A 26,946-nucleotide genomic window follows, 5' to 3' on the forward strand; every position below is an offset into this window, starting at 1 on the left:
GGGCCACCATGGCGCGACGCTGTTATCAAGGCCGGTGAAGCTGCCTGGTTCTTACAGCGTGCCAGCCACCTTCTTGTTACGCATCAGGCACAGCATGTCACAGGCCAGATGAGCGGCCGCAATGGCGGTCACTTCGCTCTGGTCGTAAGCCGGAGCCACTTCGACCACGTCCATGCCAACAATGTTCAGATCGCCCAGATTGCGCACGATCTTCAGTGCCTGGGCACTGGTCAGGCCACCCGGTACCGGTGTGCCGGTGCCCGGCGCTGCAGACGGGTCCAGACAGTCGATGTCGAAGGTGAGGTAGACCGGATGATCGCCGATCACTTCCTTGATGCGGGCAATGGTGGCATCCACGCCATTGTCGTGTACCCACGGTGCATCCAGCACATTCATGCCCATGAAGTCGTCGTTCCAGGTGCGGATACCCACTTGTACCGACTTGGCCGGATCGATCAGGCCTTCTTTCACGGCCTTGTAGAACATGGTGCCGTGATTCAGGCTGTCTGGCTCGTCGTCCTGCCAGGTATCACAGTGGGCATCGAAATGCAGCAGGGCCAGCGGCTTGCCGTATTTTTCTGCGTGTGCGATCAGCAGCGGGTAGGTGACGAAGTGGTCGCCACCAAAGGTGAGCATCTTGGCACCGGAGGCCAGGATATGGCGAGCATGCTCGATGATGGCCGGCTTGATGGTCAGCGGGTTGTGCGCATCGAACCAGCAATCGCCGTAGTCGATGACGGCCAGGTCGTCGAAGGGATCAAAGCCCCAGGGGAAGGGCTTGAGCTCGGCCAGTTGCACGCTGGCGGCACGGATGGCCTGCGGCCCCATGCGCGCGCCGGAGCGGAAAGTGGTGGACAGGTCCAGCGGGATGCCGGACACCACCACATCAGCGCCGCTCAGGTCGCGGCTATAGTTGCGGCGCATGAAGGACAGCACGCCGGCATAGGTATTTTCGATGGAAGAGCCATACAGGCCCTGACGGCGCACTGCGCCATCGCCCTTGATGATATCGGTCACAGACACTCTCCAAGAGAGAGTACGCCAACGCTGCCACGCCCCATTCCATGACAATGGACTGAGGCTTAGAATAAGTGGGAGACTGACGATTGCCGTCCATCTTGCACAGCCGACGGGTTAAGGCTGCCGCGCCCCTTGGCGCGGAACCGGCAGTGTGCCGCGAGCCGTGCTGCAGTTCAAGCCCGCCACCGCGCTGACGCAGCAAAACATCCACAGATGCCACAAAGGGGCCATCATGACTTCCTCGTCGCAAGACTACACGCTGGCCATGGAGCCGGTGCGCATCGGCCAGCCGGCCTCACCGCCCACGCCGCAGGGTGATGGCCTGGGCTTCAGCTTCAGTGGCAATGGTGCGGCTTACTTCCGCATCTGGATCGTCAACCTGCTGCTGTCCATCCTCACCCTGGGCATCTATTCCGCCTGGGGCAAGGTGCGCAGCCACCAATACCTGTACGGCCACACCCGCTTTGCTGGTGCCGGTTTCGGCTACCACGGCAAGCCGCTGGCCATTCTCAAGGGGCGGGCACTGGTTTTCCTGGTGCTGCTGCTCCTGGGTGTGACGCAGAAATCCTCACCGGGCCTGCATGCCCTGATCTATCTGCTGCTGTTACCAGCCCTGCCCTGGGTGGTGGTGATGGCCATGCGTTTTCGCCTGCGCAACACCAGCTGGCGCCAGATGCGCTTCAACTTCCGCGCCAGTACCATGGATGCGGTCGGCCCCTTCATCATGGGCCTGATCATTACCGTACTGACGCTGGGCATTGGCTTCCCCTATGCCCGCCACATGCAGCAACGCTTTCTGGTCAACAATGCCTGGTTTGGCAACGCCCGCTTTGAAATGCTCAACTGTGCCAGCGACTATTACCGGGTCTATTTCCGCGCCAGCGCGCTGGGTTTGCTGATGCTGCTGTTATTCGGCTTTATCGGCGGCCTGTATTCCTCCATCATCAGCCACCTGTTCAGTGGCCACTTAAGCGGTATCAGCCTGCTGCTGCTGGGCGCGACGGTCTATCTGGGGGTGCTGCTGTTGTGGATGTCCATCGGCCAGGTGGTGCGCGACGGGCTGGCCAACGTGATGTGGAACCATATCCTGCTGGAGAGCAATGGCCGTCTGCACCGCTTTGAAAGCAGCATGACGCTGCGTGGCCTGATGAACCTGCATGCCAGCAACGCCCTGCTCACCCTGCTGACACTGGGCCTGTATTACCCCTTTGCCAAATTGCGCGCACTGCGCTACAGATTAGAACATCTGAAGATGTTTCCCGATGAAGACCTTGCCGCCATCCGTGCCCGGCCACAGTCCTCGCGTAGCGCGCTGGGCGATGCCGCCGCCGATGGCTTTGAACTGGATCTGGGCCTATGAGTCTGCCGGGCAGTTATATGGATGGCCGCAGCCCCGTCAGCCGGGCGGTAATGCTGCAGCGCGATGCTCACCACCTGGTGTTTACCGATGGTGTGCATACCCACCGCTATCTGGCACGCGAGGTGGAGTTCGAAGCCGGCCTGCCCGGCCTGCCCGACAAACTGCAACTGCCCGATGGCGGCGTGATCGAAGTGGCCAGCGAATACCGCTGCCGCCACCTGAGCGGCGGCCTGCCGCTGGGGGTACGCCTGCTGGAGTGGCTGCACAGCGGCTGGCAGGTACTGGCCGTGCTGGCGCTACTCACCGTAGTCGCCGTCTGGTGCGGCTATCGCTATGGCCTGCCCTGGCTGGCCGATGAAGCGGCGCGGCGCACGCCCATCGCCATCGAAGAACAAATGGCCGCCCCCACCATCAGCTTGCTGGAAAGAACCAACAGCATCCGCCCATCCCAGCTGTCACAGGCTCGGCAAAATGCCTTGCAGGCGCTGCTGATGCAGGCCGTGCCCAAGGGCAGCCGCTATCACTATCAATTGCGGGTGGTGGATTCGCGCGATATCGGTGCCAATGCCTTTGCCCTGCCCGCCGGCCAGGTCATTCTGACCGACCAACTGGTCAAGGTGGCCAAAAACGATGAAGAGGTGTTTGCCGTATTGGCGCATGAAGTGGGCCATGTGGAGGGGCGGCATGGGCTGCGCGGCCTGATCCAGTATGGCGGCCTGTCACTTGCAGTGACACTGTTCAGCGGCGACACCACCCCCATGCTGGCGGTGGCACCCATCATGCTGGCCGACATGAAATACTCGCGCGATTTCGAGCGCGATGCCGACCGTTACGCCTTCCGCGCGCTGGCGGCCCGTGGCAGTTCGCCCTGCGTGCTCGGCCAGTTCCTCACCCGGCTAAGCGGGGCGGATGGCGCAAGCACCTCCTTGCTGGCCAGCCATCCCGGCAGCGAGGAACGCAGCCACCCCGATGGCCAGCAATGCCCGGCCTGAAACACCAGCGATGGCAGGTGCAGGACCGGCTCAGTCCCGTGGCCCGGCCCCCTGCTCCTGATGCTGCAACCACCAGCGCCAGCGCAGGCGCATGTCGTACCACACTGGCCGCAGGCCCAGCCCGAACAGCAGCAGCGCCAGTGGCAGGGTAAAGGCGTAACCCAGGTGCTTGAAGCCCAGCGCCCCCACCACCCCGCCCAGGAAAAAGGCCGACAGAATCATGCTGTATACCCACAAGCGGCTGCGATTGGATTTGATGTCCTTGATCTTGGAACTGTGCAGGTGATTGTAATAACTCATCTTGGTCAGCTCGATGCCGATATCGGTGGCAATGCCGGTCATGTGGGTGGAGCGCAGCAGGCCGCCGGACAGCTTGGTAACGATGGTGTTGTGCATGCCCATGATGAAGCACAGCAACATCACGGTAGGCGGGGTAAACAAACCCTTGTGACTGGCCAACCCCGCTCCCAGCAAGCCAAACAGCAATAGCAGGCCAGCCTCTTCCATCATCGACACCCCGTAGCCACCACCCAGCCGCTGCCGCCTGGCCCACAAGATCAGCCAGGTGGAGTGCATGGCCCCGCCGATGAAGCACAGCAGCATGATCAGCATGGAGAGCGACAGGCGGATTTCCCCCAGCGCCAGGTCATCGGCCATGCCGGAGACAATGCCGGAAACATGCGAGGTGTAGCGATGCACCGCCAGAAAACCGCCGGCATTGAGCGCACCGGCGATAAAGGCCATGGAGCCGCCCAGCTGGCGCAGCACGCGGTCATTGAACGTGCCGCGATCCAGCAGGCGGGTGATATTGCTTGAACGTCGGGACATAGCAGACCATGAAAAAACGGCAAGGCGGGACATCCCGCCATTGCCGTTCATCATCCATCTTCGAGCGGCCTGCTGACAAGCGCAGGGCCGGCTTCATTTGCTGCAACGCAATAATCAGCGGCAGCTTTGCAGCGGAATCCCCGGCGTCAGCCGCTTTTGCAGCGCCTGCAGACGTTCGGCCTGTGCCGGCTCCAGCGCCTTGAAGCTGAGCACGGTGGCAGCGCCCTTCTGCCCCTTCTGCTCGCTCATGGCCTTATCGAAGCCGGCGGCCTTGAGCTTGGCCAGCATGGCCTTGGCCGCGCCCTCCTGCCCGAACAGGCCGAGCGACACACTGCCCTTAAACGGGTCGTTATGCACGATGTAGTTGTCGAAGCCCTTGTCCTTCAGCTCGGCAGACAGGGTCTGGGTTTCAGCCTGGGTGGCCAGCGGCGGGTGATAGACCCAGAATTTGCCATTGCCCTTGACTTCGCCCTTGGCGGTTTCCGCCATTTGCTCGGCCTTCAGCTTGAGGCTGGGCAGACCGCCCTTGACCCGCGCCAGCAACTTGGCGTCCAGCGTGCCCCAGTCGTAACAGGCCAGCGCCTTGGCCGGCTCCGGCTTGGTGGCTTCCACTTTCGGTTTGTCCGCTGGTTTGTCAGCTGGCTTGGTGTCCACTACCTTTTTCACCTCGGCCTTGGCTTCCGGCTTGGAGGCCTCGGCTTTCGCCTTGGCGGCTTCCGGTTTGCTGCTGGCCGGCTGCGAAGCAGCCTTGCCCAGATCGCCCGGTTTCAGGGTCTCGGTTTGCGGCATGGAGGCCACCAGCTTGAGCGGCGCGCTAGCATCGGCGGCCGGAGCCGAAGCCGGCTGCCAGTCCGGCGGCAGCAGCTTGACCTGCTCGGGGCTGATTTCCTGGGCGTGCACGTCTGCCGGTGGCCGTTGCTTGAACGAGCCATAGCCGGCTACCGCCAGATTGAGCACCATAATCAGTACCAGAAACCACTTCATGATTCGCACGCCACTCTCAAGAGTCCCATCAGCACCAGATTATCCACGATACGCGGCGGCACGGCGAGTTGCGCCGCAATGACTGTGGCATCACCGCCGGTCAGCAAGACTTGCGGCAGGCCACGACCGGTATGTGCCGCCAACTGCCGGCCCATGCGCTCGATGGCCCCGCACTGCGCCGCCAGCACACCACTGGCCAGCGCATCGGCGGTACCTTGCGGGAAGATTTGCACCTGCCCAGCCATGCGATCCAGCTGCGCCGTGCCCTGCGCCAGGCTGCGCAGCATCAGTTGTTGTCCGGGCAGGATCATGCCCCCCAGATAATCGCCCTCAGCCGTCAGCGCTTCCACGGTCAGCGCCGTACCGGCACAGGCCACCACCACATCGTCAGGGCACAGACTGCGAGCCGCCAGTACCGCCAGCCAGCGGTCGGCCCCCTGCTCGGCCGGATTGCGGTAGTGATTGCGCACATCAGCAAAACTGGCAGCTGAACGCACCCACTGCACCGGACAGGGCGCAGCCTGCCCGATGGCTTGAGCTACCTCGGGGCGCGCCACGCTGGCGGCATGGACGGTGCTAATTGGCCAGGCGGCCCATTGCGGTGCCAGCGCAGCAATGGCGTCATGCGCGACGGCACCTTGCGCCAGCCAGCGGCTGCCATCATGCACGCCCCATTTCAGCCTGCTATTGCCGGCATCCAGCAACAGCTTCATGTGCGGCTCCGCAGGCTGACTTCTCCGGCATGGAAAATGCGCAAGCTGCCATCTGCAGTTTCCACTTGCAAGGCACCATTTTCAGCCACGCCACGGGCAATGCCATCCACCGGCTCACCGTGGGAAAAGCTCAGCCGCACCGGGGCGTTTTCGTGGCTGGAACAGCGCATCCAGTCATCGCGGAATGCGGCAAAACCTTCGCGATTGAAAGTCTCCAGCACCGTGGCCAGCTCGCTGAGCAGCGCGGCCAGCAACTGGTTGCGCCCCAGCCGGATGCCGGCCTCGGCCAGCGAAGCCACCGGCTGGTCAACCTCGCCGGGGCTATCCAGATTCAGACCAATGCCAATCACCACCGCCGCCGGCCCCAGTGCATCGCCGGATAACTCAATCAGGATGCCGGCCAGCTTGCGGCCATTGAGCAGGACATCATTGGGCCACTTGAGCTGTACCGGCACCGCCAGCTGATGCAGGGCGCGCGCCAATGCCAGGCCGACAGCCAGCGACAGGCCGGCCAGTTCGGCCAGGCCGCGATCAAAGCGCCACAGCAGGGAAAAAGTCAGGCCAGCACCCAGTCGGGTTTGCCAACGGCGGCCCAGGCGGCCACGCCCGGCCGTCTGCATTTCTGCAGCCAGCACCAGGCCATGCAGGCCACCGCTGGCGGCGCGTGCCATCAGCTGGCTATTGGTGGAGTCGGTACGTTCGGCCACGGCCAGGGTGAATGTTTCCGCCGCCGGGGTGGTCAACGCCTCGCGCACACGGGCCACATCCAGCCACTCGAAAGCCTCGGCCAGCTTGTAGCCCTGACCGCGCACGCTGAACACGGTGAGGCCGAACTCCTCTTCGATGGCATGCACCGCCTGCCAGATCAAAGTACGAGAACAACCCAGCTCGCGCGCGATATCGGCACCGGAATGAAAGCGGCCATCACTCAACTGGCGCAGTACGGCAAAAGCATGTTCGCTCACTGCTGATCCTCGGCCGCGCGGATCTTGTTGATGGTTTGCGTGGTGGAGGTGGCAAACAGGAAGGGGATGGAATGCACCTGGCCGCCACGGGCCAGGGTTTCGGTGCTGCCGACTATCTTGTCCACCGTCCAGTCACCGCCCTTGACCAGTACATCCGGCTGCACCAGTTCAATCAAATCGGCCGGGGTGTCGCTGTCAAACCAGGTGACCAGGCTGACGCTTTCCAGCGCGGCCAGCACGGCGGCGCGGTTCAGCTCATTATTGATCGGGCGATCCTCGCCCTTGCCCTGGCGCTTGACCGAGGCATCGGTATTCAGCCCCAGCACCAGGCTGGCACCCAATGCGCGAGCCTGCGCCAGGTAGGTGACATGACCACGGTGCAGGATGTCGAAACAGCCATTGGTGAACACGATGGGCCGCGGCAAGGCGGCCAGCCGCGCCGCCAGAGCCTCTGGCGCGCAGATCTTGTCTTCAAATGCGGGAGTGGGATAAGTCATTCCGCCATTATCTCCGGCATGAGCTGTTGGAACAAATTATGGATGCACCATGGACGCGGGCGCGATGCATCGGGCCAATGAAAACGGGCTGAAAATCTCCAGCCCGTGGTCAACTCAAAAAGTACTTATCTCCAGCAATCCGACACGGACACCCCAGACGCGGACATATTTTTGGTACCGAGGCTATCCAGCGTCAGATCCCCGCAGGTTTCTGTATTCTGGCCTCCAGTAAGATTAGCCGTCGCCTTCAAGGAGTAACCAAGCCCGCTATTCAAAGTGGCTGATGCATTCAGATCATTCATCTCAATGGTATAGCGATTATTCTGACTATAAAGCGGAGTCGAATAGCCAAGACTGACCAAACTCGAAGCATACATGTTGTTCAGGGTGTAATACTTCTCTTGAGACTGTGCTACTGCTACCAGCGTAGCCTCTGCATCCGCCCGATATGAGCGTAATACATAGCGGCTATAGGATGGATAGGCAATCGCGGTCAGTATTCCGACAATCGCCAAAACAATCATCATCTCAATCAAAGTGAAACCTGATGGGCGAACTCTCTGCATTTCAACCCCTAGTTATTGATCAATTCACGCCATGTAAGGCGCTGCCAAGTACGGCTGAGATTCCAAGTCAGCATAGAGTTGACACCAGAAGTCCCAGACGTCACGGTAATAACCTTGCCATTATAACTATAGTCAGTACTTCCCAGAGAGCCACCCACCGAGACCCCGACAATATTACGGTATTGGCCATTTACCAAAGCCTGTGCAGCGGAATCACTCAGTTTAGGCACTGAAAATGCACCCCCATTATCGGCACTGACACGAATGACGAATGATTGATCAGTAGGTGTACATACATCACTGGTACTGGTTGCTGGGATATAAGTCTGGTATTCGACAGTCTTTGATTGAAAGCGAATCGCACCAACAGCCCGCTCTCCACTTAAGTTGAGATCTTCATACCATCCAAGATAACCTGGCTGAGAAGAAATATTCTGTTCTTGCTTGGTAGTAGTACCATTAACTGTACAATCCGCATTAGCACTAGTAGCCAAACTAGCATCTTTCCAAGTGATAGCGTTCTTGCTTACAGTTCGGTACGTTTTACTACCACCACTACCAGCAGCGACAATTGCCCCCGAAGCATTGAGATCGATGCTATCAAGTGTCTGCGGAAGCATCAAACTTCTAGCACACACCGGCACACCCCAATCCCAAATTCCATAAACAGTATGATTATTCGACTCTGGGGTACAGCTGCTACTCTTGTCACAACTTTCAATATACTTACCAGTACCGACATAAACCATCAAATTGGTTTTACTGACAGAAGCGACACCCGCTGCTGCAGGGAAAGCTCCAACAGCAGGTGGCAATACCACTGGCTGCAAATTGCCAGATGATGACTTTGCAGTAAACAATGCTTTTCCACCCAAGGCGACTTTCCACGTTGCTGGAGTTGTACCACTCATATCAAACTTCCAGACATTACCTTTCAAATCACCTGCATAAATCACATCGACCTTGCCATCCCCATCCAAATCAACAGGCGTTACCGCAGACAAACCATTGATAGAAGCAGTAGTTCCAGAACTAGTGTTAATTTTATAATAATTAGAACCCAGCACCCATCCAGTCGTCGTGGTAGTCAACTTTGCAGGAGTAACTGGAATAATAAAGAGTACGGCATCTCCATTACTGCTGTTATAGCCATTATTGGCTACCACATACCAGTTTCCATCATTTAGTTTAGCAATAGCAGGCTGGCCAAATGTATAACCTAGATCAGAATCAGCTGCAGAGGAGAACTCCCACTTCACCAAATTACTGGCTTGTGACTCTAAAAAATTCGCTGGATTTGTCACATCCAAGGCATAAAGTGCCTGACCACCTGCCCCCATGCCACCAGCCAGCAACGTCATCCAGCTTCCACTAGAATTCTTCACATCTGCAATCACAGGGGCCGCATCCACGTAGAATGCATGCGCATAAGCATTACTTGGCAATTGATTCAAATTAGAAATAGCGGCATTAGGAAGGAACGCAAGCTTTTCAGTACCACCCAAATTTGTTGCATCAAAAGCATGCAACATTCCATCATTAGCACCAACATAGACTATAGGGGTACGACTGGCATAGTTTGTTGCAAATGTTTTATAGCTACTCTCCTGATAATTTATATTACTGGATGCTGTCGATGGAGCACCTACATATTGAGGTGAAGAATTGACAATATCACCCAACTTGGTGGTCGTCCGTGGGCGAAACTGTGAGCTTCCAGTCCCTTCATTTCCGGCATTACCACGGAGATAGCTAAGCTTGAGCTGCGTGGTAGCAGTACTCTCACCACTACTGCTCTTCAATGCCGACTGCTGCGTCCCGGTCAAACCAGACCAAAGGAACGCGGCTCCCATACCGATACCATCACTACTGGTAATAATCTGACGACCACTATCACTTGTCAGCTTGGTCTGCGCATTCCATTGCGCCGTACCCAGAGAGACCGACGAACCTGAGACAGAAATCAATCGTTGAATCAACGAGCCAGACCAGTCACTGGTATTCAAACCAGCCTCATAATAATAAGTATTACTCGTACTGCTAATCGAGGATTGGCTACCAGTGCCGCCAGTGGCCGAACCATTCTGATTACTGATATTCTGAAAAGCCTTATCAAGCTGCGAATTCAGCTGAGCGGGATTACTCACCAGCGAGTACGCATCTGGTGAGCCATTACCATCAGCATCCCATTGCCATGTTTGTGTCGGATCAAAGGTATTCGGAGTAGATGGCGTCGTCTTATTGTCAGCAAAACCACCATACTTTGCCATATACCACAAAGGGCTTTGTAGCGTGGTGGTGGTACCCTGCGAAGTATCTACCGTAAAGGTTCCAGTAAAATTTAATGGTAATACATTGCTACAATAGCCATTATTGATCAATCCATAATTCAGTGGGCTGTAACGTGTAGAACCCACTGTTGTACCAACACATTCTGACTGCGATGCCGATTCATTTTCACGAACAACAAGGTATGCTCCTGCCTGATTAGCAGATGATGCACCTGGCAATGATTTCGCACCAGAAATAATGAAACCCATATGGTTTGAATTTCCACTAGCAGCATAAGTCGATGTAACCTTGACCTGTACCTGAGTGTTATTGATCTTTGTCACCTCATACACTGCAATTGCATCCAGATCGTAGTCGTTACCAAATTCAGAGTCATCATAATTGACCTGAAACTTATAATAGCTACCATCCGACGCTGCACTTAACAGGTAAAAATTAGAAATTGTCAGGGTAGTTAATGAAAACCCGGGGATGGCATAGACCACTCGACCATAAGGAGCAACGGTAATTGTGCCTCCGGTCAGTGGAATACTAACCTTGGGCAGCGGAGATGACAGACCTATCGCATAAGTGCGTATCGGGGCTAGTGTCGCCCCGGTAGGAACTGCTGCTGGGCTGATGATGGGGGTTGTACGAGCAAAATATGCTTCCATTGCAGAGTAATAACTACCTTGGCGCGCCGGTTCATCTGGTGACAAGCCTCTGATATCAAAATTACTGGCAGACTTGCTGGTAGGCAAACCATCCGCAGTACCACCACTTACCTCACCGATCAGTACATTCTGAGAACCATAACCCTCATAGCCCCATAGCGTCTTACCCAGGGTACTCACATTTAAATTCGATGATATATCTTTGGAATAACTAAACCCCCAAGGAGAACCGGGAACCTGGCTATCATAGGATGATATTGCCTCACTAATAACAGTGATAAATGGCTTGGAGCACCATGGACGAGAAGCATAAGGGTTAGTCCAGCTAGTAACTTTAGGCAGCCCAAACGTTGAGGTATCAATTCCAGTCGATCCGGTAATAAATGTCGGCCCACTTTTACCTGCCAGGTAGCGCAATGCTTCATAATACATGGTGGAAATTGGATTACCCCAGTTACCACTACCCGACGTACTTGGATCATAGCTAGAATTTGGCTTATTGATACGCAAGCGATCAAGTGTATCAACAATACCTCCCGAAATAAACGAGCCATCTGAATTGACTTCAGCAGAAAACTTCCTGATCGAGTCACGCAGGACGCCACCCAACTGAGGAAAATCATATGAACCGGTAATCAGCCCAAATTCCATATTACCGTTCACCCCATATTTATGGAGCAATCCAGTAGGAAGATAGTTACTACCATATTGCGTGCAGTTTGACTCCAGCATACCTGCAACACAGACCTGTATTTTTACGGCCATCCAAGTATATTGTGTAGATAAATTAGCATTGCCATCTGTGCTAAGCCAATCATTCATTGTATTTGTTGAAGGATTCATTGACACCACACGTAAAAGTGGTGTTCCTGGAAAGGAGTCATCCATATTGGCCATGACAATAGCCCGCCCACTACTCAAGGCTGATGCAATGGTTCTCGTCGCGGAGGTACTGCCATAGTCAGATACTGAAAAAGTTGTATCGACGTATGAAGAAAGACTATCCCCTCCAATAACACTAGAGGTAAAAGATTTCCCCCATACATGGGAATCAAGAGGAATTTGCGACCTTACCAATACCCCAGTGGTACCAGATGTTCTTTTACCTCCATACAATGACTTTCGCAGCACATCGATACGCGACATAGTGACATAATTCAAAAAATCACCACTCCAACTCGCACCATCACACTTTTTATTCGCAGTAGTTGAGTTGGGTTTAAACATCGACGAGCTATATTTATAACACTTATATGAATCAAAATAGCCATAATAATCAATTGACTTCGGCGTATATCCAATATCCGGCACCCCATCACCGGTCAAATCCGTATAATCGTTATAGGCTGCGGTGAAAAGATTATGGCTTTTCCCCATAACCAGCAAATTAACAGGATTCACCTGAATCAAATTCTGTAACAGTGGCGCTGTAGGCATAGTCAATGCCAATGCAAACGTGGGGGCTAATAATCCAATGAACAGTCTTATCATTACCAAGAATACTCTTTTCATTTAAAGCTCCTTACTGCTGAACCCACACAACTGATTCCAGATTTGTCTGCGTGACATTGCCAATTAATTTTCTTGCACCATAACCAGTAGCTAAAATACGATAATAATCCCTGCCACCATTGCTACTGATATAATTAATTGCATAAGTTGCAGATGCTGCCGTATTGGCCACCGAGACAACCCCGCTCGCAACAGTCCCACTAGCAGGGAGACTATCAGATGTTTCTATGTACACCTCGCCCTGCCGCATAGCCACCTCTGCAGCCATGAAAGATAATGAGCGTTCTCGATTATTACCACCCAATTTTTCTTCCATGAGCGCAGATCTAACCGCACCAAATCCCAATAACGCCATTACGCTCAGAAAAATCAATGCCACAAGCAGTGAAAAACCTGCTTGATTTTTTTCATGCAAATTAATTTTCATGGCAAGTTATTTCTCAAATATATCGTAGTCCTAAATACGCGACCTATTCGACCAGATCCTGGTGTATACGCATTACCGCTACAATCAGATATCGAGTAATTACTGGGTGCAACATAACTAGTCTCTGACTCAACCAATGCACACACCTGCACACTAAATACCCGCGTCCAATCGGCCACCCCGGCAGCTGAAAGATAACTATCCGGTATTCTATCTGCAGTTCCTACTGCATTATCCACACCATACTTCATGACAAACTGACTGACATTTGTCATTACTTGCTGTGCAGTTCCACCTTGGGAACTGGAACTAGTGCAAGACATTGTATTGCTAGCAGTCAGTGCAATTTGTGAAGTATTGAGAACAGCACTTGCATTAGGGCTTCCATTACAGTCAATGATTTGATTATCACTGTTGCCATAATATCTGTAGCTTATCGTATTGGATGCAGTTTCATTTAAAATCATACCCGCAGTCGGAAAAGTGGTTCCACTAATGGCAAAGTTAGTTGGCATACCATTACTTAGCCGTGAAGTATCAACATAGCCAGCCTGCCGTAATTGACCTGCAATCCAACGCATTAAAAAACGGCCTTTTTCTTGGATTTCGGCCTGTGCATTCTGGCTACGATATACAGCTTTGTTTGCAAAGAAAACTTGACCAACTAGCAACACTATGAATGAACTGATAGTAATGGCGACCATTAGTTCAACAAGTGAAAAGCCATGGTGTTTATTTTCTTCAGAACGAAAATTACTCATTTTAACGGAAGGCATAGGTAAAACTCGCGGCAGTAATTGCCCCACCTGAGGCTGTTTTTTCCATCCAACCAACTTGTACTTGTACCGAGCACGCAGTCCCTGCTGAAGCTGCAGTAGCAGACAAGGTATAGCTACAATCGGTTACTGCTGTAGTAGTCGTGCCATTTGGTTTTAATAAGCTAATTGCCAGCGTACCCGAGCTTAATGACTGAGAAGCTGTCGACACCATATATGTGATGTCACTAGCGACAATAGATTGCACACTGCTTATAACCGAACTACATGTCGAGCTAGCTGTGCTCCCAAGGTAGCAAGCTACGGTAGTACTGAGGTCAACCTTCCCTGTTGTACTATTGACTGTATATAGTTGATCACCAACTGATGCCCTGATCCTCTCTGCTGCCTCTGTTGCAATTTCAGAAGCCAAGCTACGTACATAGGCATCATGTGTGTCCCGAATTGATTTGAGCTGCATCCCCGCCATCGCAAGCATTCCAAATGCAACAACCAGCAATGAAATCAGCGCCTCAAGAATAGTAAAGCCGGATTCAGTTTTTCTATGCATATATTTAGTTACCCCTGATCAAACCATATGGAGCAACGGATATCGTCTTGCTGGCATTACTCGTCGTATTGGTGAGAGTAATAGCCACTGAATTGCCGATGCGAACACCACCTGATGACAGTCCTCGCACCTCTCCACTCGGAACAAAACGGAAACCTGAAGTACCTGAGGCAACAGCCGTACCACCCAGGTTCTGAACCTGCAAGATCGCGCTGGCAACTGGTGTTCCGTCTTGATTGATGTCGACAAACACGATCCAACCACGCGACCAATCAGCCCCCGAGCCAGAACAGCTTGATCCATCAGTGGATGCACAGATTCCCATATAACTACCGCGCCGGATTGCCTCAGCACGCGCATTGGCCATATCTGCAATCAATGCACTGGAAAGGGACTGGAAGCGGTTGGTATCGACGAACTGTGCGAAATTTGGAACTGCGATAGCCAATGAAATTGCCACAACAGCAATTACCACCATCAGTTCAACCAATGTGAATCCAAGTGCTAACGCAGGCAGTTTCATAGCCGAGCGTTCCTGCAGTCATTTTTCATTGGTATATTTTAGGAATTTTCCCAACAAATGACTGGTATGTACTGATGTACGTTATGAATAATCCGATAGTCGGTATATCACACACCCCTGCCAAGCCAGGCCTCCGACGCAACAAAGCCGCCCTTGGGCGGCTTGTGGGCACTCAGGCCAGGCCCAAACGCACAAAGCCCAGCTCTGTTGAGCTGGGCTTGTGTATGGGGAGTCTGGCGGTGTCCTACTTTCACATGGCGAATGCCACACTATCATCGGCGCTAAGGCGTTTCACGGTCCTGTTCGGGATGGGAAGGCGTGGGACCACCTCGCTATGGCCACCAGACATAAACTGTCAACAAACTCGAAGAAGCTTTGTACCCCAGACTCCGTCTGGAACACTGAATTAATTAGATATCTTACTCTTGGATCTTTGATCGCGTCGCACACTCACTATCCATTCGGTCTTGGTCTCCCAAGCCACTCAAATGATAGGATCAAGCCTCACGAGCAATTAGTATCGGTTAGCTTAACGCCTCACAGCGCTTCCACACCCGACCTATCAACGTCCTGGTCTCGAACGACTCTTCAGGAGGGTCAAGCCCTCAGGGAAGTCTCATCTTCAGGCGAGTTTCCCGCTTAGATGCTTTCAGCGGTTATCTCTTCCGAACTTAGCTACCCGGCAATGCCACTGGCGTGACAACCGGTACACCAGAGGTTCGTCCACTCCGGTCCTCTCGTACTAGGAGCAGCCCCCGTCAAACTTCCAACGCCCACTGCAGATAGGGACCAAACTGTCTCACGACGTTTTGAACCCAGCTCACGTACCACTTTAAATGGCGAACAGCCATACCCTTGGGACCGGCTACAGCCCCAGGATGTGATGAGCCGACATCGAGGTGCCAAACACCGCCGTCGATGTGAACTCTTGGGCGGTATCAGCCTGTTATCCCCGGAGTACCTTTTATCCGTTGAGCGATGGCCCTTCCATACAGAACCACCGGATCACTATGTCCTGCTTTCGCACCTGCTCGACTTGTCGGTCTCGCAGTTAAGCTACCTTTTGCCATTGCACTATCAGCACGATTTCCGACCGTACCTAGGTAACCTTCGAACTCCTCCGTTACACTTTGGGAGGAGACCGCCCCAGTCAAACTGCCTACCATGCACTGTCCCCGATCCGGATAACGGACCAAGGTTAGAACCTCAAAGGGGTCAGGGTGGTATTTCAAGGTTGGCTCCACCAGAACTAGCGTCCTGGCTTCAAAGCCTCCCACCTATCCTACACAAACCACTTCAAAGTCCAATGCAAAGCTACAGTAAAGGTTCACGGGGTCTTTCCGTCTAGCAGCGGGGAGATTGCATCTTCACAAACACTTCAACTTCGCTGAGTCTCAGGAGGAGACAGTGTGGCCATCGTTACGCCATTCGTGCGGGTCGGAACTTACCCGACAAGGAATTTCGCTACCTTAGGACCGTTATAGTTACGGCCGCCGTTTACTGGGGCTTCGATCAAGAGCTTGCACCCCATCACTTAACCTTCCAGCACCGGGCAGGCGTCACACCCTATACGTCCACTTTCGTGTTGGCAGAGTGCTGTGTTTTTGATAAACAGTCGCAGCCACCGATTCTCTGCGACCTCTCCAAGCTCCATCCGCAAGGGATCTCACCTAAAGAGGCATACCTTCTCCCGAAGTTACGGTATCAATTTGCCGAGTTCCTTCTCCTGAGTTCTCTCAAGCGCCTTAGAATTCTCATCCTGCCCACCTGTGTCGGTTTGCGGTACGGTTCTTGTGTAGCTGAAGCTTAGTGGCTTTTCCTGGAAGCGTGGTATCAGTCACTTCAGGTCCGTAGACCCTCGTTATCACTTCTCGGTGTTGAATGAAAGGGCGGATTTGCCTACCCTAACCACCTACCAGCTTGAACGACCTATTCCAACAGGCCGCTGACCTAACCTTCTCCGTCCCCACATCGCACTACACAAAAGTACGGGAATTTTAACCCGTTTCCCATCGACTACGCTTTTCAGCCTCGCCTTAGGGGCCGACTCACCCTACGCCGATGAACGTTGCGTAGGAAACCTTGGGCTTTCGGCGAGCGGGCTTTTCACCCGCTTTATCGCTACTCATGTCAGCATTCGCACTTCTGATATCTCCAGCATCCCTTACGAGACACCTTCACAGACCTACAGAACGCTCCCCTACCATCTGCACTTACGTGCAAATCCGCAGCTTCGGTTATCAGTTTGAGCCCCGTTACATCTTCCGCGCAGGACGACTCGACCAGTGAGCTATTACGCTTTCTTTAAATGATGGCTGCTTCTAAGCCAACATCCTGGCTGTCTGGGCCTTCCCACTTCGTTTACCACTTAACTGATCATTTGGGACCTTAGCTGGCGGTCTGGGTTGTTTCCCTCTTGACGATGGACGTTAGCACCCACCGTCTGTCTCCCATGCTCGCACTTTCCGGTATTCAGAGTTTGCCATGGTTTGGTAAATCGCAATGACCCCCTAGCCATAACAGTGCTTTACCCCCGGAAGTGATACATGAGGCACTACCTAAATAGTTTTCGGGGAGAACCAGCTATCTCCGAGTTTGTTTAGCCTTTCACCCCTATCCACAGCTCATCCCCTAGTTTTGCAACACTAGTGGGTTCGGACCTCCAGTGCGTGTTACCGCACCTTCATCCTGGCCATGGATAGATCACTCGGTTTCGGGTCTACGCCCAGCAACTAAATCGCCCTATTCGGACTCGGTTTCCCTACGCCTCCCCTATGCGGTTAAGCTTGCTACTGAACGTAAGTCGCTGACCCATTATACAAAAGGTACGCAGTCACCCCTTACGAGGCTCCCACTGTTTGTATGCATCCGGTTTCAGGTTCTATTTCACTCCCCTCCCGGGGTTCTTTTCGCCTTTCCCTCACGGTACTGGTTCACTATCGGTCGATCACGAGTATTTAGCCTTGGAGGATGGTCCCCCCATCTTCAAACAGGATTTCGCGTGTCCCGCCCTACTTTTCGTATGCTTAGTACCAAGAATGAAATTTCGTGTACGGGGCTATCACCCACTATGGCGGACATTTCCAGGTCCTTCCACTATCTCAATCTCTATCACATACAGGCTATTCCGCGTTCGCTCGCCACTACTGACGGAATCTCGGTTGATTTCTTTTCCTCGAGTTACTTAGATGTTTCAGTTCACTCGGTTCGCCTCCACAGACCTATGTATTCAGTCTGGGATACCTATTGCTAGGTGGGTTTCCCCATTCGGACATCGCGGGATCAAAGCTCTATTGCCAGCTCCCCCGCGCTTTTCGCAGGCTTACACGTCCTTCATCGCCTGTGATCGCCAAGGCATCCACCAGATGCACTTAGTCGCTTGACCCTATCATTTCAGTAACCTAAATTACCAATCCGACAGAATGTGTTTGTGCGACGTGCCACACCGCCCCTTTTGATATGGCGACATGACACTAGATACAATCAAATTCCCAAGATGACGATTTGTCCTACATGCAGAATTAACTCCATGTATTTCATCTCGCCGTCTAATTAATTCGGCTTCTTCAGTTTGTTAAAGATCGGGCATTGTAAAAACAACGCAAACAGAAATTCACGCAACCCTGACAGGTTGTGTGCGCTTTTGTTTGCACTGTAAGAATGGTGGAGGATGACGGGATCGAACCGACGACCCCCTGCTTGCAAAGCAGGTGCTCTCCCAACTGAGCTAATCCCCCAAACTGGTGGGTCTGGTAGGACTCGAACCTACGACCCCTGCGTTATCAACACAGTGCTCTAACCAGCTGAGCTACAAACCCAGTTACTACCCTTAAATCACGAATAACCGATAGGTTGTGAATACTTGACGATCGCCTTCTCTAGAAAGGAGGTGATCCAGCCGCAGGTTCCCCTACGGCTACCTTGTTACGACTTCACCCCAGTCATGAATCCCACCGTGGTAAGCGGCCTCCTTACGGTTAGCCTACCCACTTCTGGTGAAACTCACTCCCATGGTGTGACGGGCGGTGTGTACAAGACCCGGGAACGTATTCACCGCGGCATGCTGATCCGCGATTACTAGCGATTCCGACTTCACGCACTCGAGTTGCAGAGTGCGATCCGGACTACGATCGGTTTTATGAGATTGGCTCCACCTCGCGGCTTCGCGACCCTCTGTACCGACCATTGTATGACGTGTGAAGCCCTGGTCATAAGGGCCATGAGGACTTGACGTCATCCCCACCTTCCTCCGGTTTGTCACCGGCAGTCCCATTAGAGTGCTCAACTAAATGGTAGCAACTAATGGCAAGGGTTGCGCTCGTTGCGGGACTTAACCCAACATCTCACGACACGAGCTGACGACAGCCATGCAGCACCTGTGTGTCGGTTCTCTTTCGAGCACCAAGCCATCTCTGGCAAGTTCCGACCATGTCAAGACCAGGTAAGGTTTTTCGCGTTGCATCGAATTAATCCACATCATCCACCGCTTGTGCGGGTCCCCGTCAATTCCTTTGAGTTTTAACCTTGCGGCCGTACTCCCCAGGCGGTCAACTTCTCGCGTTAGCTACGCTACCAAGGATTCAAACCCCCAACAGCTAGTTGACATCGTTTAGGGCGTGGACTACCAGGGTATCTAATCCTGTTTGCTCCCCACGCTTTCGTGCATGAGCGTCAGTGTCATCCCAGGGGGCTGCCTTCGCCATCGGTATTCCTCCGCATCTCTACGCATTTCACTGCTACACGCGGAATTCTACCCCCCTCTGACGCACTCTAGCCGTGCAGTCTCCAATGCAGTTCCCAGGTTGAGCCCGGGGCTTTCACATCAGACTTACACAACCGCCTGCGCACGCTTTACGCCCAGTAATTCCGATTAACGCTTGCACCCTACGTATTACCGCGGCTGCTGGCACGTAGTTAGCCGGTGCTTATTCTTCAGGTACTGTCATCCCCCAAGGGTATTAACCTTAGGGATTTCCTCCCTGACAAAAGTCCTTTACAACCCGAAGGCCTTCTTCAGACACGCGGCATGGCTGGATCAGGCTTGCGCCCATTGTCCAAAATTCCCCACTGCTGCCTCCCGTAGGAGTCTGGGCCGTGTCTCAGTCCCAGTGTGGCGGATCATCCTCTCAGACCCGCTACTGATCGTCGCCTTGGTGAGCTCTTACCTCACCAACTAGCTAATCAGACGTCGGCCGCTCGAATAGCGCAAGGTCTTACGATCCCCTGCTTTCCTTCTCAAAGCGTATGCGGTATTAGCTATCCTTTCGGATAGTTATCCCCCACTACTCGGCACGTTCCGACGCATTACTCACCCGTTCGCCACTCGTCAGCGGAGCAAGCTCCCTGTTACCGTTCGACTTGCATGTGTAAAGCATGCCGCCAGCGTTCAATCTGAGCCAGGATCAAACTCTTCAGTTCAATCTCATAGCAAATTTTCTGGCACGCAAGATCAAAGAAATAAACAAGTACTTCTTCTTCTTGCAGTGCAAGTATTTGGCTTTCGCCAAGTACTCACACCTATCGGTTATTCTGTTTTTTAAAGAGCGGTGCAGGTCGCTGCGTTTCGTTTCCGTCGCTGCGTTGTCTGCTGAGGAGGCGAACTATACCGCCGCACCCCACCTGCGTCAACGCCTTTTTACTGAAAAATGGCAATAATTCACAAGATCAATTTTATCATTTTGATTTCAAACGAATTTATCGTTTAACTTTTTTAATCATCCTGCTGACTTTCCGCAGAAAAATGGCCATCGCCAATCAGGCAGCACCAATCAGATTGGCAATCTGCCCGGCGAATCGTGAATTAATTCTACATTTATGCCATTTAGCATGGTTATCTCGACGTCCAACAAGCAGACAGCGCCCTGTCGGGCGCTGTCTGGCGCTTCCTTGCAGATTCTATATAGAGAATCTGCGGGGAATCAGAGTACGTAGCGGGCCAGATCTTCGCGCTGGGACAGCAGGTCCAGCTTGCCATCCACATAGTGAGCATCAATCTGGCAGCTGCCCGACCGTGCATCGTAAGACACTTCTTCCAGCAGCTTTTCCATCACGGTGTAGAGCCGACGGGCGCCGATGTTTTCGGTTTTCTCGTTAACGTGCCAGGCGATCTCGGCCAGGCGACGGATGCCGGATTCCTCGAATTGCAGTTCGACACCTTCGGTTGCCAGCAACGCCTGGTATTGGCGGGTGAGGCAGGCATCGGTGCTGGTGAGGATCTGCACGAAGTCATCTACCGAGAGGGAGGACAGCTCCACCCGGATGGGTAGGCGGCCTTGCAGTTCCGGAATGAGATCGGACGGCTTGGACAGCTGGAAGGCTCCAGAGGCAATAAACAGGATGTGGTCGGTCTTGACCATGCCGTACTTGGTGGAAACGGTGGTGCCTTCCACCAGCGGCAGCAGGTCGCGCTGCACGCCGGCACGGGAGACATCAGCACCCTGCCCTTCCGAGCGGCTGGTGACCTTGTCGATTTCATCAAGGAAGACAATGCCGTTCTGTTCGACATTTTTCAGCGCTTCCGCCTTGAGTTCGTCTTCATTGACCAGCTTGGCAGCTTCTTCATCGATCAACAACTTGAAGGCCTCGGCCACTTTCAGCTTGCTGGCTTTTTTCTTACCGGCATTCATGCCCTGGAACATGCTTTGCAGCTGGCTGGAGAAGTCTTCCATGCCCGGCGGGGCAAAGATTTCCATCTTGGACTGCGGGGCCGCTACTTCGATTTCGATTTCCTTGTCGTCCAGCTTGCCTTCGCGCAGCATCTTGCGGAATTTCTGCCGGGTGTGACCGTCTTCCGGCTTGCTGTCTTCGGCCTGCGGCTCGCCAAAGAAGCCGGGGGCGGTACGCGCGGGCGGCAGCAGCACATCCAGGATGCGGTCTTCGGCGGCATCTTCGGCGCGGACGCGATTGCGCTTGATGGCGGCATCGCGGGTTTCCTTGATGGCCACTTCCACCAGATCGCGGATGATGGTGTCGACGTCGCGGCCGACATAACCGACTTCTGTGAACTTGGTGGCTTCCACCTTGATGAACGGTGCGCCGGACAGACGGGCCAGGCGGCGGGCGATTTCGGTCTTGCCCACGCCGGTGGGGCCAATCATCAGGATGTTCTTGGGGGTGATTTCACTGCGCAGCGGCTCGGCCACTTGCTGACGGCGCCAGCGATTGCGCAGGGCAATGGCTACGGCGCGCTTGGCGGCATCCTGGCCGATGATGTGCTTGTTGAGTTCGTGAACGATTTCTTGCGGGGTCATCTGGGTCATGACAGTACTCCCGGCCGGCGCGTTCGCAACGCAGCGGCCCGTGAATCGATGGGGACGAAAGGCTGGGTTTATTCGGCAGCGGGCTGGGGCTCGGCTCCCAGCGTTTCGATGAGGTGGTTCTGATTGGTATAGATACAGATGTCGCCGGCAATTTCCAGCGACTTCTTGACCACCACCGCCGGGTCCAACTCGGTGTTCTCAAATAGGGCACGCGCGGCAGACTGGGCAAATGCGCCACCAGAGCCAATGGCGGCAATGCCCTGCTCCGGCTCCAGCACATCCCCGTTGCCGGTGATGATCAGCGTGGATTCCTGATCGGCGACGATGAGCATGGCCTCCAGCCGGCGCAGCATGCGGTCGGTGCGCCAGTCCTTGGCCAGTTCGACAGCGGAGCGCACCAGATGGCCCTGGTGTTTTTCCAGCTTGGCTTCAAAGCGTTCGAACAGGGTGAAGGCATCGGCCGTGCCGCCGGCAAATCCGGCCAGCACCTTGCCGTGATAGAGACGACGTATCTTGCGGGCCGTGGACTTGATCACGATATTGCCCAGGGTTACCTGGCCGTCGCCGCCCAGCGCCACGCGCTCGCCGCGACGGACGGAAACGATGGTGGTTCCGTCAAACTGCTGCATGTTTCTTTCCAATACATTAGGTGGTCTGCGCCATGCAGACGTGCATTTTCCAATATGCAGCCAATCAGCGGGATTGCAAGCCAACCCTAACACCGGCAGGGATGCTTGCACTAGCGCATTTCCTCAATCTTAACAATTGATAATGATAATGGTTTGCATTATCATTATTGCCATGAACCTGCGACTCCAATCCTCCGACACCGCGCCAGCCACCGGCGCGGTGCTGGGCAGCTGTGGCCTGCATGCGCTGGCCTTGCTGTTACTGACTGGCATACTGGCCAGCCAGACGGCCATTCAGCTGCCCCGGCTCGAAAGCCTGCCAGCCATGACGCTGGCCGCACCCAGTGCGGTCACCGCGCCGGTGCCGGCACCATCCGTTCCAAAGCTCAGGCAGCACAGCGTGGCCAAAGCAAGCCCGGCACGCCCGGTGGCCACCCCCACGCCCAAACCAAGGCCGGCACCACAAGCGCTAGTCCGCGCCGCTGCAGCGACTGCCAAGCCAGCCAGCACCAGCACCGAACACGCGGACACCGCGCCCACCAGCCCCACCACGCCGGCGAGCGCAGCAGCAGCACCCGCCCCCTCGCCCGTGGTACACGAGCCACTGTGCCGTGGGGGTTATCTGAATAATCCGAAGCCGCTGTATCCGCCGCTGTCGGTCGAGATGGAAGAAACTGGCACCGTACGCCTGCGTGTGCAGGTCAGCGCCCAGGGCCTGCCGGTTGCGGTGGAACTGGAGCAAAGCAGCGGCTTTCCCCGGCTGGACCGGGCGGCGCTTACCGCGGTGCGCGGCTGGAAGTTCATCCCGGCCAAGCGTGGTGACGAGGCCATTCCTTATACCTTTATTGTCCCTGTTCAATTTTCCCTGAAGAACCTGCGTAAACCATGAAGCTACTGACCGTCTTCCAGCAAGGGGATGTTGTGTTGATCACAACATTCATGATTCTCATCCTGATGTCGATTGCCACCTGGTCGCTGATCCTGCAGCGCGGGGTGCAGACACTGCGCCTGCGCCAGGCTAATCGCCAGGCCGAAACGGCACTATGGGATGCCCCGGACTGGCACAGTGCCGAGCAAGCCCTGAGCGAGTCCAACGCACCGATGGCACAGATCACCCGCCAGGGTCTGGCCGCCCTGCGCCACCATCAGCAGCATGCCGAGCGCTCCTTGGGCAAGGCCTGCGATCTGAACGAATTCGTCACCCGTGCCATCCGCAAGGCACTGGCACAGGAAAATGCCCGGCAGGAATCCGGCATGACCCTGCTGGCTTCGATCGGCTCCACCGCACCGTTCATCGGGCTGTTTGGCACGGTGTGGGGCATTTATCACGCACTAGTAAACATCGGTGCAGCAGGTCAGGTGAGCATTGCCACCGTGGCCGGACCAATCGGTGAAGCCCTGATCGCCACTGCGGCCGGTCTGGCCGCCGCCATCCCCGCGGTACTGGCTTATAACGCCTTCACCCGCAGCCAGCGCGTGATGTCGCAACAGCTGGATCACTTTGCCCATGATCTGCATGCCCAACTGCTGACCCAGCCGGAGTCCAACCATGGCCTTCGGTAGTTTTGACAAGGGCCCCGGCGCGCCGATGGCCGAAATCAACACCACGCCGCTGGTGGATGTGATGCTGGTGCTGCTGGTGGTGTTCATCATCACCGCACCGCTGCTGACCAACAGCGTGAAGCTGGATCTGCCACAAGCAGCGGCGGCAGCGCATCAGGACAAGCCGGAACAAATCCGCCTGTCCATCGCGGCGGATGGTGGCTTGTTCTGGAACGACCAGCCGGTCAAGCACGAGGCGCTGGCCGCACGCTTTACCGCAGCCGTGCAGGCCAACCCCAAGGTTGAACTGAACCTGCGTGCCGACAAGAGCGTGCGTTACGAGCTGGTGGCCACCACGCTGGCCGCTGCTCAGCAAAGCGGCGTCAGCCGCATTGGCTTCCTGACCGAAGCGCCCTAGCGCAGCCGCGCATTTTTTGCTGGCCGGTACGCCACGGGGGTGACACGCCGGCCGGCCCCACCCCATGCCTTGCCCATTGCAACGCTCCGCCCACACGGAGTGCGGGGACGGCTGCGCCGTTCTCCCGGCACCCGGGCAGGCATGCCACCGTGCATGACACACAATAAGAGAGGAATCCATGAAACAGAGCTTGCAGCAATCAGCCCACCTGCAGCAGCGCAAACTTCCGGCGCGCATGGCAGTCGGCATGCTGGCCGTGGCCCTGAGCCCCAGCCTGGCCCTGGCCGCAGAAACCGGCCAGACACTGGAAACCGTCACGGTAGAAGGTGCAGCCCCGGTACGCGACACCTACAAGACGGTGACCAGCAATATCGGCAAAACCAAGCAGCAGCTGCGCGATATTCCGCAGTCCATCACCGTGGTCAATCAACAGTTGATGCAGGACCAGGGTGCCGCCACGCTGAAAGACGCCCTGCGTAATGTCCCCGGTATTACCTTTGCCGCCGGCGAAGGCGGCCGCACCGGCGACCAGGTGGTGATTCGCGGTTTTTCCGCTGCCACCGATACCTATCGTGACGGCATGCGCGACATCGGCCAGTACAACCGTGATGCCTTCAACGATGACAAGGTGGAAGTGCTGAAGGGTGCCAGCTCGATGTTGTTCGGCCGCGGCTCTACCGGCGGCGTGGTCAACCAGGTCAGCAAATCGCCCTTTCTGGGTAGCAAACTGGAAGGCGACCTGACCATTGGCACCAATGACTTCCAGCGGGTCACCGCCGACATCAACCAGATGACCGGCGACCACTCTGCCGTACGACTGAGCCTGATGGACACCCACGACGGCAGCGATCGTGGTTCGGCCAAGAACGAACGCTGGGGCATTGCACCGTCGGTCGCCTTTGGCCTGGGTGAGCCTACCACCGTGGTGCTGTCTTACATGCATCAGGAAGAAAACAATGTGCCGGACTACGGCGTACCGTATAACACCGCCACCCGCCAGCCGCTGAACGTGGATCGCAGCAAGTTTTACGGATTGGACAGCGACTACGAAAAAACCACGGCCGACATCGTCACCGCCAAGATCACCCACGACTTCGGCGACGGCATGGAGCTGTCCAACCAGCTGCGCTACAACCGTTTCTGGCGCGATGTCAGCCCTACCGCCCCGCGCCTGGCCAGCACGGATACCAGTGACAGCGCCATCATGCGTCGCAGCAAGCCGCTGCGCGACGGGGTGGACCAGTCGTGGAACAACCAGACCGACCTGACCAGCCGCTTTGCCACCGGCGACATCCGCCACACCCTGCTAACCGGCATGGAGCTGAGCTACGAGCTGTCCGACACCAGCCGCTACGCCTTGCTCAACAGCGTGCCGTCCACCACCTTGGGTAACCCCAACTCGGCCGATGCGGTGAATCCGGCACGCTATCGCACCAGCAATACCCAGTTCCAGGCCAGTAATATCGGCATCTACGCCATGGATACCATTGAGCTGAACCGCCAGTGGAAAGCCGTACTGGGCACCCGCTTCGACCGCTTCGAAGGGGATTACAACGTCCGTGGCTACAATTCCAATGGCAGCCTGAACAGCAGCAACAGCTACGACCTGTCGCGTACCGACAATGTATGGAGCTGGCGCGGCGGCCTGATCTGGCAACCGGATCTGGCCCAGTCCTACTACTTCAGCTATGGCACATCGTTTAACCCGTCCGGCGAAACCTACTCGCTGGACAAGGCCACTGCCAAGGTAGACCCGGAGAAAAACCGCAATATCGAACTGGGTGCCAAGTGGGACCTGCTGGATGGCGACGCCAGCCTGCGCGCAGCCTTGTTCCGTATCGAAAAGACCAACGAGCGCAATACCGACCCGCTGGATACCAGCGTGGTGGTACTGTCCGGCAAACGTCACACCAATGGCGTGGAAGTGGAAGGTAGTGGCCGCCTGACCGAACGCTGGGAAGTCTTTGCCGGCGTCACCCTGATGGACTCCAAGATCGACAAGGCAGCCCCGGCCGCACAGGGCCAGACCGGTACCGAAGGCAAGATGCCGCGATATACCCCGCGCGCTACCGCCAACCTGTGGACCACCTACAAGTTTACCGACCTGATCACCGGCGGCATCGGTGCGACTTATGTCGGCAAACGCTATGCCACTGAAACCAATGTCAACTACCTGCCGGACTACACCATCGGCAACGCCATGCTCAGTTACGAGACCAAGCATTACCGCTTGCAACTGAACCTGAACAACCTGACCAACAAGAAGTACTTCGATGGTGCCTATGGCGGCCACGCCACCCTGGGCACGCCGCGTGAAGCGCAGCTGACCATCGGCTTGAAGTACTAAGCCACCCTGGCGGCCCGGCGGCACTGTTGCGGCCGGACCGCCACACTTAGCCGACCACCGCCGTGGCCGGCTGAGTCATCCAGATAAATCTAT

20 protein-coding genes, 2 tRNA genes and 3 rRNA genes are annotated in these 26,946 nt (G+C 55.3%); 6 read left to right on the forward strand and 19 right to left on the reverse strand.

Going from position 1 to position 26,946, the window contains the following annotated elements:
- Positions 1 to 51 precede the first annotated feature (51 nt).
- Positions 52 to 1,017: an agmatinase gene (gene speB, locus FAZ30_RS04480; RefSeq protein WP_103524823.1), complete on the reverse strand. Its 966-nt coding sequence runs from the start codon at positions 1,015 to 1,017 to the stop codon at positions 52 to 54.
- 235 nt (positions 1,018 to 1,252) lie between these two features.
- Between speB and FAZ30_RS04485 the strand changes: the two genes are divergently transcribed.
- Complete coding sequence (locus FAZ30_RS04485) at positions 1,253 to 2,380, forward strand: YjgN family protein (RefSeq protein WP_137008882.1); 1,128 nt, start codon at positions 1,253 to 1,255, stop codon at positions 2,378 to 2,380.
- Entirely contained in the window at positions 2,377 to 3,372 is a 996-nt protein-coding gene (locus FAZ30_RS04490) for a M48 family metallopeptidase (RefSeq protein ID WP_124644044.1), read from the forward strand. Before FAZ30_RS04485 ends, FAZ30_RS04490 begins: the two co-directional genes overlap by 4 nt.
- Before the next feature lie 30 nt (positions 3,373 to 3,402).
- On the opposite strand, the gene FAZ30_RS04495 is transcribed toward FAZ30_RS04490, so the two are convergent.
- The 18 genes from FAZ30_RS04495 to hslV form a co-directional block, all read right to left on the reverse strand.
- On the reverse strand, positions 3,403 to 4,200 hold the full coding sequence (locus FAZ30_RS04495; RefSeq protein WP_137008884.1) for a YoaK family protein: 798 nt from the start codon (positions 4,198 to 4,200) through the stop codon (positions 3,403 to 3,405).
- Positions 4,201 to 4,314: 114 nt separating this feature from the next.
- Positions 4,315 to 5,184: an SPOR domain-containing protein gene (locus tag FAZ30_RS04500; protein ID WP_124644042.1), complete on the reverse strand. Its 870-nt coding sequence runs from the start codon at positions 5,182 to 5,184 to the stop codon at positions 4,315 to 4,317.
- Positions 5,181 to 5,897, reverse strand: coding sequence for a type III pantothenate kinase (locus tag FAZ30_RS04505; protein WP_124644041.1), 717 nt, complete (start codon positions 5,895 to 5,897; stop codon positions 5,181 to 5,183). Before FAZ30_RS04505 ends, FAZ30_RS04500 begins: the two co-directional genes overlap by 4 nt.
- Positions 5,894 to 6,862: a biotin--[acetyl-CoA-carboxylase] ligase gene (locus tag FAZ30_RS04510; protein ID WP_124644040.1), complete on the reverse strand. Its 969-nt coding sequence runs from the start codon at positions 6,860 to 6,862 to the stop codon at positions 5,894 to 5,896. Before FAZ30_RS04510 ends, FAZ30_RS04505 begins: the two co-directional genes overlap by 4 nt.
- Positions 6,859 to 7,359 (reverse strand): D-glycero-beta-D-manno-heptose 1-phosphate adenylyltransferase, encoded by a 501-nt coding sequence (rfaE2, locus tag FAZ30_RS04515; protein ID WP_124644039.1) that lies wholly within the window; start codon positions 7,357 to 7,359, stop codon positions 6,859 to 6,861. The genes FAZ30_RS04510 and rfaE2 overlap by 4 nt, the downstream gene beginning before the upstream one ends.
- A gap of 125 nt (positions 7,360 to 7,484) precedes the next feature.
- Positions 7,485 to 7,925, reverse strand: coding sequence for a type IV pilin protein (locus FAZ30_RS04520; RefSeq protein WP_124644146.1), 441 nt, complete (start codon positions 7,923 to 7,925; stop codon positions 7,485 to 7,487).
- Between the two features lie 8 nt (positions 7,926 to 7,933).
- Positions 7,934 to 12,382 carry a pilus assembly protein gene (locus FAZ30_RS04525; protein ID WP_137008886.1) on the reverse strand — a complete coding sequence of 1,483 codons (4,449 nt, stop codon included), beginning with the start codon at positions 12,380 to 12,382 and terminating at the stop codon, positions 7,934 to 7,936.
- A 10-nt stretch (positions 12,383 to 12,392) separates the two neighbouring features.
- Positions 12,393 to 12,809, reverse strand: coding sequence for a pilus assembly PilX family protein (locus FAZ30_RS04530; protein ID WP_124644037.1), 417 nt, complete (start codon positions 12,807 to 12,809; stop codon positions 12,393 to 12,395).
- Complete coding sequence (locus FAZ30_RS04535; RefSeq protein ID WP_124644145.1) at positions 12,806 to 13,585, reverse strand: PilW family protein; 780 nt, start codon at positions 13,583 to 13,585, stop codon at positions 12,806 to 12,808. Before FAZ30_RS04535 ends, FAZ30_RS04530 begins: the two co-directional genes overlap by 4 nt.
- A complete protein-coding gene (gene pilV, locus FAZ30_RS04540; RefSeq protein WP_124644036.1) occupies positions 13,572 to 14,135 on the reverse strand; it encodes a type IV pilus modification protein PilV in 564 nt (187 codons plus the stop codon). The genes FAZ30_RS04535 and pilV overlap by 14 nt, the downstream gene beginning before the upstream one ends.
- 4 nt (positions 14,136 to 14,139) lie before the next feature.
- Positions 14,140 to 14,658: a GspH/FimT family pseudopilin gene (locus tag FAZ30_RS04545; protein ID WP_124644144.1), complete on the reverse strand. Its 519-nt coding sequence runs from the start codon at positions 14,656 to 14,658 to the stop codon at positions 14,140 to 14,142.
- A gap of 231 nt (positions 14,659 to 14,889) precedes the next feature.
- Positions 14,890 to 15,004 (reverse strand): 5S ribosomal RNA (rrf, locus tag FAZ30_RS04550).
- 147 nt (positions 15,005 to 15,151) lie between these two features.
- Positions 15,152 to 18,043: ribosomal RNA gene (locus FAZ30_RS04555) — 23S ribosomal RNA — on the reverse strand.
- 276 nt (positions 18,044 to 18,319) lie between these two features.
- Positions 18,320 to 18,395, reverse strand: a tRNA-Ala gene (locus tag FAZ30_RS04560).
- 4 nt (positions 18,396 to 18,399) lie between these two features.
- Positions 18,400 to 18,476: transfer RNA gene (locus FAZ30_RS04565), tRNA-Ile, on the reverse strand.
- Between the two features lie 64 nt (positions 18,477 to 18,540).
- Positions 18,541 to 20,076, reverse strand: a 16S ribosomal RNA gene (locus FAZ30_RS04570).
- The 16S, 23S and 5S rRNA genes sit together here with 2 tRNA genes alongside, the layout of an rRNA operon.
- A gap of 500 nt (positions 20,077 to 20,576) precedes the next feature.
- Positions 20,577 to 21,917, reverse strand: a complete 1,341-nt coding sequence (hslU, locus tag FAZ30_RS04575; RefSeq protein WP_137008888.1) for an ATP-dependent protease ATPase subunit HslU — start codon at positions 21,915 to 21,917, stop codon at positions 20,577 to 20,579.
- Between the two features lie 68 nt (positions 21,918 to 21,985).
- Positions 21,986 to 22,546: an ATP-dependent protease subunit HslV gene (hslV, locus tag FAZ30_RS04580; RefSeq protein WP_103526111.1), complete on the reverse strand. Its 561-nt coding sequence runs from the start codon at positions 22,544 to 22,546 to the stop codon at positions 21,986 to 21,988.
- A gap of 172 nt (positions 22,547 to 22,718) precedes the next feature.
- Here hslV and FAZ30_RS04585 point away from each other — a divergent pair, with 172 nt between their 5' ends.
- The 4 genes from FAZ30_RS04585 (at position 22,719) to FAZ30_RS04600 (ending at position 26,853) form a co-directional block, all read left to right on the forward strand.
- A complete protein-coding gene (locus FAZ30_RS04585) occupies positions 22,719 to 23,435 on the forward strand; it encodes an energy transducer TonB (RefSeq protein WP_137008890.1) in 717 nt (238 codons plus the stop codon).
- Positions 23,432 to 24,109 carry a MotA/TolQ/ExbB proton channel family protein gene (locus tag FAZ30_RS04590; RefSeq protein WP_124641565.1) on the forward strand — a complete coding sequence of 226 codons (678 nt, stop codon included), beginning with the start codon at positions 23,432 to 23,434 and terminating at the stop codon, positions 24,107 to 24,109. The genes FAZ30_RS04585 and FAZ30_RS04590 overlap by 4 nt, the downstream gene beginning before the upstream one ends.
- Positions 24,096 to 24,506, forward strand: coding sequence for an ExbD/TolR family protein (locus FAZ30_RS04595; protein WP_124641567.1), 411 nt, complete (start codon positions 24,096 to 24,098; stop codon positions 24,504 to 24,506). The genes FAZ30_RS04590 and FAZ30_RS04595 overlap by 14 nt, the downstream gene beginning before the upstream one ends.
- A gap of 178 nt (positions 24,507 to 24,684) precedes the next feature.
- Positions 24,685 to 26,853, forward strand: a complete 2,169-nt coding sequence (locus tag FAZ30_RS04600; protein ID WP_137008892.1) for a TonB-dependent receptor — start codon at positions 24,685 to 24,687, stop codon at positions 26,851 to 26,853.
- Positions 26,854 to 26,946 lie beyond the last annotated feature (93 nt).

This window comes from Aquitalea aquatilis, from assembly GCF_005155025.1.
In the GTDB taxonomy this organism is placed as follows: domain Bacteria; phylum Pseudomonadota; class Gammaproteobacteria; order Burkholderiales; family Chromobacteriaceae; genus Aquitalea; species Aquitalea aquatilis.